Below are 392 nucleotides of genomic sequence, written 5' to 3' on the forward strand. Positions count from 1 at the left end.
CATAGTCAACGCCTACCGGTAGATCGTCACCGAATATCTTGTTCCAATAGTTCTCGTGATAGATTTCCGTTGCTTTTACCCTGGTCAGCGCCTTCACTTCGGCTTTTGAAACACGGTGCCCTTCCCACGCTGACAGCGTCGCAATGGTGATACCTAGATTGGTTGCACCGCCCGGATCATCAACGTCATCCACATACCCGCCTTCTTCTGAGAAGACATGCGGCATCGCTTTGGCAAAGGTTCCCTTGGCCATGATAACTCCTCTCCGCAGATGGACTCTTCGCCTGTTGGAAGAGCCTTTGTCTGTTGGTTGTTTTTTCCAGAAATTCGACTGTGAGGTTCTTGAAACCGCCTGTCCGGTCACTAAATCGACGTCGTCATTCCAACTTTTC

Annotated in this window: 1 protein-coding gene; it reads right to left on the reverse strand. The window is 50.3% G+C overall.

Annotated elements, in window-relative coordinates; genetic code table 11:
* Positions 1-253: glycosyl hydrolase 108 family protein (locus HWX93_RS22755; RefSeq protein WP_328700199.1), on the reverse strand; the 253-nt coding region annotated here is incomplete at its 3' end.
* Between the last annotated feature and the right edge of the window lie 139 nt (positions 254-392).

The sequence above is a fragment of the Brucella tritici genome (assembly GCF_902825325.1).
Taxonomy (GTDB): Bacteria; Pseudomonadota; Alphaproteobacteria; order Rhizobiales; family Rhizobiaceae; genus Brucella.